This is a genomic window from Pseudorhodobacter sp. (genome assembly GCF_030452865.1).
Taxonomy (GTDB): Bacteria; Pseudomonadota; Alphaproteobacteria; order Rhodobacterales; family Rhodobacteraceae; genus Pseudorhodobacter.
The window spans coordinates 1-6,280 of the sequence record NZ_JAKDLJ010000211.1; the positions used below are offsets into that span (position 1 = coordinate 1).

Genomic DNA, 6,280 nt, shown 5'->3' on the forward strand with positions numbered 1-6,280 from the left:
GATCATTGGCCCCGTGATGGTGCGGCTTGATGCAGCCACGCCTGCGGCTCGGGTTTCCTGTCGGCAGGGGCTTGGAGTTCGGAGGTGCTTGCCTGCTGGTTCATGCATGCCACGTCAAAGGAGGTGCGGGTCCGCTTTTATTCCGAGGATATCGGCGCCATTGCTGTGGAACTGGACGGCCATACATGGGTCATGCCGCCGCACTGCGATGAGACCACTTTGGTGTGTTCAAAGCGAATATCCTCCACCGAGAAGATCCTTGCCTATGTCGTCATCGCTTTCACCCGATTTTGTGAGACCGGGTAAAAGCAATGATTTCCAGCGAATCTTTGCAAATCTGAATTTATTTTCTTCGCCCCCCGAGCAAAACGACCAATGTCATTTCCAACAGGGCGACGGCTACCATTCAACCCGAACCAAAATAAAGGAGATCAACCAGCCCTTTCTACCGCCGGCAAACGGACAGGCTTGAAGCTGTCACGACTGACAGATCGACAACAGAGGACCAAAGGAGGAAAACCGTGTTGTATCCACTGCCCACGAAGACCCTGTCCGCCGCCCTCAACTCGCCGCCGCTCGCGTTCATTTCATTGAGCACGGATCAGCTTTGGCAAATGCCGCCGGCCTGATCGGTGGCAATGCTGGCACCGGGCGCGTGTTGCGTCTGATGTCCGATTTGCGCGAGGCTTCCCATCTCGATCGCGCAATCCGGCGCAGGCTCATCGATCTGCACCGATTTCTTTCTCTCGACCCCATCATCGGCGACATGGAGCCCGACATGTCGGCAGGGCTCCTGCTGGATCCGGCCGGCCCTGAAGTCGAGCAGATCTGTCTGATAACGGATCGGCTCTTTGATCTTTTGAAAGAGATCGGGGAAATGGACGAGGAACACGAAGCCCTGGCGCTCTCCCGGTCCGTCCAGAGCGCCGCCTGACACGCCTCGCCGACGCCTTCGGGTTCGACGACATGAGTGCTGCGCATTTCTGCGCGGCGAGAAGAAAGGAAATGGTAGATGAAATATTACAATCAACTGACGCTCGAAGAGCTCTTGGCGAAGACATTGTTGGAACTCGACTTGCTGCACGAAGAGGTCGATCGCAATGTCGCAGGATTGCAGGCGACAGGCCTGAATACCCTGTTGCGCGCCCTTGTCGATCTGCGCCAGGACGGGCCGCTTTCGCAGACTGCTGCGGAGGCTATCCGTCTGGTGCACAGCATCTTCGACCCAGTAATTGCAGGGGAGACGCTCGGACATCGCAATGCGTTCGACGGAATGAATGATCCTGACCTGGGGGCGAGCGGGCGGGTGGCGGTCGTGCCGATCCTGTCACACCGAGGAGAGATCCTCATCGTGATCAGGGCCCACTTCCGGAAGATCCTCGCGATGCGCGAGCTGCTCGCTGCCCGCATCGACGCAGAGTCCCAAATCGCACGCTGCAGGGCCGCCTGAAGCCGCCCCCGCACCGTCATGCCATGACGGTGCAGCAATCGGCTTACACCGAGTGGCAGTTTCGAGGGGGGGGCCGACCAGGTAATGGTCGACAGCCTTCCTCAGGCAAGAAAACCTCAACCTGATACGGAAAAGAAGGCCGCGGGCATCTCCGCGGCCTTCTTTCTTGTTCTCCATGCTCAGTGTCATCAGGCGAAGGCCGGACTTACCAAGATCTATCGCTCCGCCGACCTGCCAGGTCACAGTGCGTCGTGGAGCAAAAAAGTTTACACTTCTATTTTGGTGGACAGCCAATCGAACCTTTATCATTTTAAGACTTCAAATCCATGACAGGATAGTTCGAGTCTTCCATTCGGCGCGATTACCATTAATAGCCGCCCTTAACTTGTGAAATGGCCATTTTCTCCCGAAAATGGCCAGAATTAGTTTGTCGTCACAACAGTCACCAACTTTCGGGCATAGCTCCCACTTTGAAGACAAGCGATAGAGGCAAGTTATGCACCCTTGCCCAGGGGTTTCAAAACTGACCCGCTGAATGCTCATCCCTCGATTGCACCGCTAGTTTGTTTATCTTGCTCAGCTCCCACGTTTGCGATGACACAAACTTATGCGCAAATCGCGCAAACCTTTGGGCATCGCGCACGATTACACGCAATCCTACATCTCTCAAAAATCCAGGTTCTCTACACTCAGCGCGTTTTGCTGGATGAATTCGCGGCGGGGTTCCACGATATCGCCCATCAACTTGGTGAAAATATCATCCGCCTCGGCCACGTCATCAACCTTGACTTGCAACAGGGTGCGCGCTTCCGGGTCAAGCGTGGTTTCCCACAACTGTTCGGGGTTCATTTCACCCAGACCTTTGTAACGCTGCAAGGACAGACCTTTTTCACCTTCGGCCAGAATGGCGTTGAGCAGATCAATCGGGCCGTGAATCGTGGTGTCTCGATCCTTGCGCACCAGATGCGCATCGTTCCCGGCATAGACATCGCGGTTCGGGGCGGAAACCTGGCTCAACCGCCGCGCCTCACCTGAGCGCAAGACAGCGCCATCGAGCGTCCGGATTTCCTCCACCCCGCGCAGCACACGGGCCAGTCGGATGCCGTGATCCTGAGTAATGCGCCCGGTCCAGCCGCGTTCATATTCAGTCGCCACCGCGTCCAGACGCTTTGCCACCGTATCCGCGACAAGTTGCAGGTCGGCGTCCGCCTTGCCGGCATCGAACGCCCCGGCAAGGGCTGCCTGTTCCAGAATGTTGCGCGGGTAATGCGTTGGGAATGCTTCGAGAATCCGTCGGAACTGGCGCGCGCCTTCGATCACACGGATCAGGTCCGCGCCAGCGATGTCCTCGCCGGAGGACATGCGCAAAACTGCGCCGTCAATACCCTGCTGGATCAGGTAATCTTCCAGCGCGGATTGATCCTTGAGGTAAACTTCGGACTTGCCGCGCGCGACTTTGTACAGGGGCGGCTGTGCGATATACAGGTGCCCGGCCTCGATCAGTTGCGGCATTTGCCGGAAGAAAAAGGTGAGCAGCAGGGTGCGGATATGCGCGCCGTCAACGTCGGCGTCGGTCATAATGATGATCTTGTGGTAGCGCAGTTTCGCCAGATTGAACTCATCCCGGCCAATGCCTGTTCCCATCGCAGTGATCAAAGTGCCGATTTCCTGGCTGGAGAGCATGCGGTCAAATCGCGCGCGTTCGACGTTCAAAATCTTGCCCTTCAACGGCAGAACCGCTTGATTGGAGCGCGAACGCCCCTGCTTGGCTGACCCACCAGCGGAATCCCCCTCCACCAGAAACAGCTCGGCTTTGGAGGCATCTTTTTCCTGACAATCGGCCAGTTTTCCGGGCAGGTTGGAGATATCCAGAGGTGATTTGCGCCGGGTCAAGTCACGCGCCTTGCGGGCGGCTTCGCGGGCGAGTGCCGCCTCGACAATCTTGCCGACGACGATTTTTGCGGTGCTCGGGTTTTCTTCAAACCACTCCGCCAGCTTTTCGTTCACCAACCCTTCCACGGCGGGTCGCACTTCTGAGCTGACCAGCTTATCCTTGGTCTGGCTGGAAAATTTCGGATCAGGCGCTTTCACCGACAACACGCAGGTCAGCCCTTCACGGGCATCATCGCCAGTGAAATCAATCTTTTCCCGCTTCGCAATACCGCTGGATTGCGCGTAATTGTTGATCGTCCGCGTCAATGCTCCGCGCAGGCCCGCCAAATGAGTGCCGCCATCGCGCTGCGGAATGTTGTTGGTGAAGGGCAGCACGTTTTCATGGTAGCTGTCGTTCCACCACATCGCCACTTCCACCACGATGCCGCCTTTCTCGCCAATAATGTAAATCGGCTCCGGCATGATCGAGGTTTTGGAGCGGTCGAGGTATTTGACATATTCGCGCACGCCGCCTTCATAGAACAACTCGGTCGTCAGCGGCTCTGCCGGGCGCTCATCAATGATGATGATCCGCACGCCAGAATTCAGGAACGCCAGTTCACGCAGCCGGTTTTCCAGCGTCTTGAAGCTGTAGTCGAGGTCGGAAAATGTGCCATCCGGGCGGTTGATCTTGGCTGAGGCCATAAAACGCACTTCGGTGCCTTTTTCGCCGGGGGCAGGGCCGACTTCGCGCACATGCTCCACACAGTCACCGTTTTCAAAGCGTGCGAAATACTCGGTTTCATTGCGCCAGACGCGCAGTTCCAGCCAATCGGAAAGGGCGTTGACCACCGAGACACCAACCCCGTGCAATCCGCCAGAAACCTTGTAGGCGTTGCCATCATCATCGGTGTTGTTGAATTTGCCGCCCGCGTGCAACTGGGTCATGATTACCTCAGCCGCCGAGACACCTTCTTCCTTGTGGATGTCGACCGGAATCCCGCGCCCGTTATCGCGCACGGAAACAGAGCTGTCGGCGTGGATTTTGACCGTTACAGCCGTGGCATGCCCGGCCAACGCCTCATCAATGCCGTTGTCGACCACCTCATAGACCATATGGTGCAGGCCAGAGCCGTCGTCGGTGTCACCGATATACATGCCGGGGCGCTTGCGAACAGCCTCCAACCCCTTGAGAACCTTGATAGAATCAGCGCCATATTCTGCGGGCTTCTTGACGTGTTCGGTCATGCGGACTTTCCTTGAATTCTGGCCCGATTTATAGGCGTTCCAAGGGGCATTGTCACGCCCAAGACACCAGATTTAGCGGTATTCGGGGTGGCCGTCTGCTGGCAAGGAAGCGACCGTTCGCCAGGTATCAGCTTCGGATATTTCAAATCCGGAAGATCATCGGCCTCACTGCGTAAATATGGTCACGGCAGTGTCAGGCTGCCATCGTCGTTCAGGGTCCAGAACGGGTTCATCGCGACTTCCCAGACATGCCCGTCCGGGTCGGCCCAATAGCCGGAATAGCCACCCCAGAACACCTTTTCAGGCGATTTCAAAGCGGTGCCTCCCGCCGCCACCGCCGCGGTAAAGGCGGCGTCGACCTCTGCCTCGGTCGCGAAATTCTGCGCCAAAGTCATGGCGCCGACACTCAGACGCGCCTCGGGACGCCCCTGATCCTTGGCCAGCTCCTCCAGCGGGAAAAGGCCCAGAACTGCACCGTGCATTTGAAAGAAGACAACCGTTTCCTGGCTTTGATCATGCTCCCGCCAGCCCAGACGTGCATAGAATTCGCGCGCCTCGGCAAGATCGGCGACGCCGAGGGTGATGAGCGTTACGCGCTGCGGGGTCATAATGTGAACTCCTCGATCCGGGATTGGTGGGCGGTTTCCGATATTGCGAAAGCTTGCGCGCGGTGACCAAGACTGTCAAACAATGCGGCTTCGGTTCCGGTCATGATGGCTTGCGCCCCCAACGCGCAAATCTCATCATAAAGCGCTGCGCGGCGCTGGTTGTCCAGATGGGCCGCCACCTCATCCAGCAGCAGGATCGGTGCCGCGCCCAATTCAGCGCAAAGCGCACGGGCATTGGCCAGGATCAGGCTGATCAGCAGTGCCTTCTGTTCCCCGGTGGAACATTGATCAGCGGCGACGCCTTTGGCGGCAAAGATCCCGGCCAAATCGGCGCGATGCGGACCAACCAACGTGCGACCAGCAGCCATGTCGCGGCGCCGCCCTTCTGTCAGCGCGATGCCGAAATCTTCCACCCGGTCGGGGTTGATGATCGCCAGATCAGCCTGCGGAAAAGCCGTATCGCCCCCCGCTTGCGCCTCCATCAATCGCGCCACGGTTTCGGCGCGGTTCGCTTCGATCTGAACGGCGCTGTCGACCATGCGCTGTTCAAGTGCGCGATACCAGTGCGCGTCGTGGACCTGATCTTTCAGCAGGCGGTTACGGTCGCGCATCGCCTTTTCATAGATCAGCGCCGCTTCGGCATGTTCCGGCGCAAAGCTGAGCGTCATCCGGTCGAGAAATCGCCGTCGGCCCTCTGCCGCCTCCGTCCACAAACGGTCCATCGCCGGCACCAGCCACAGGACCCGCGTCACCCGCGCCAAAGCCAACTGCGTCGCCGCTTTGCCGTCAATCCTGACCTGTCGGGATTGCCCGGACTCCGCCCCGGTTTCCACCTCATGCGCCGGTCCAAAGCCTTGCACTGCGGCAGTGACCTTCCAGCCCAGGCCCTCCGGCCGTCGCGAAAGATCTTCGGCCGCTGCCCGCCGCAATCCGCGACCGGGGGACAGCAGCGAGATTGCCTCCAGCAAATTGGTCTTGCCCGCTCCATTCGGCCCGATCAGGGCAACGGGTCGCCCGTCAAACCCGATATGCGCGGCGCGGTGGCTGCGGAAATGCGACAGTGTCAGATCGGTGATCGCCAAACCTGCCATCCCGGCCTTTC

The 6,280-nt window shown here is 58.5% G+C and carries 7 protein-coding genes; 4 read left to right on the forward strand and 3 right to left on the reverse strand.

All coding sequences use genetic code 11. From position 1 onward, the window contains the following. Positions 1-123: 123 nt before the first annotated feature. From L0H65_RS12485 to L0H65_RS12500, 4 genes are all read left to right on the forward strand, one after another. Entirely contained in the window at positions 124-306 is a 183-nt protein-coding gene (locus L0H65_RS12485) for a hypothetical protein (RefSeq protein WP_301459382.1), read from the forward strand. A gap of 301 nt (positions 307-607) precedes the next feature. Next, positions 608-934 (forward strand): hypothetical protein, encoded by a 327-nt coding sequence (locus L0H65_RS12490; protein WP_301459383.1) that lies wholly within the window; start codon positions 608-610, stop codon positions 932-934. A gap of 78 nt (positions 935-1,012) precedes the next feature. Continuing rightward, complete coding sequence (locus L0H65_RS12495) at positions 1,013-1,450, forward strand: hypothetical protein (RefSeq protein ID WP_301459384.1); 438 nt, start codon at positions 1,013-1,015, stop codon at positions 1,448-1,450. 84 nt (positions 1,451-1,534) lie between these two features. Next, complete coding sequence (locus L0H65_RS12500) at positions 1,535-1,780, forward strand: hypothetical protein (protein ID WP_301459385.1); 246 nt, start codon at positions 1,535-1,537, stop codon at positions 1,778-1,780. A 336-nt stretch (positions 1,781-2,116) separates the two neighbouring features. On the opposite strand, the gene gyrB is transcribed toward L0H65_RS12500, so the two are convergent. The 3 genes from gyrB to recF all read right to left on the reverse strand — a co-directional run bounded on the left by gyrB (position 2,117) and on the right by recF (position 6,269). Next, positions 2,117-4,570: a DNA topoisomerase (ATP-hydrolyzing) subunit B gene (gyrB, locus tag L0H65_RS12505; protein WP_301459386.1), complete on the reverse strand. Its 2,454-nt coding sequence runs from the start codon at positions 4,568-4,570 to the stop codon at positions 2,117-2,119. A gap of 182 nt (positions 4,571-4,752) precedes the next feature. Beyond that, positions 4,753-5,178, reverse strand: a complete 426-nt coding sequence (locus tag L0H65_RS12510) for a VOC family protein (RefSeq protein WP_301459387.1) — start codon at positions 5,176-5,178, stop codon at positions 4,753-4,755. Further along, a complete protein-coding gene (gene recF, locus L0H65_RS12515) occupies positions 5,175-6,269 on the reverse strand; it encodes a DNA replication/repair protein RecF (protein WP_301459388.1) in 1,095 nt (364 codons plus the stop codon). The genes L0H65_RS12510 and recF overlap by 4 nt, the downstream gene beginning before the upstream one ends. Between the last annotated feature and the right edge of the window lie 11 nt (positions 6,270-6,280).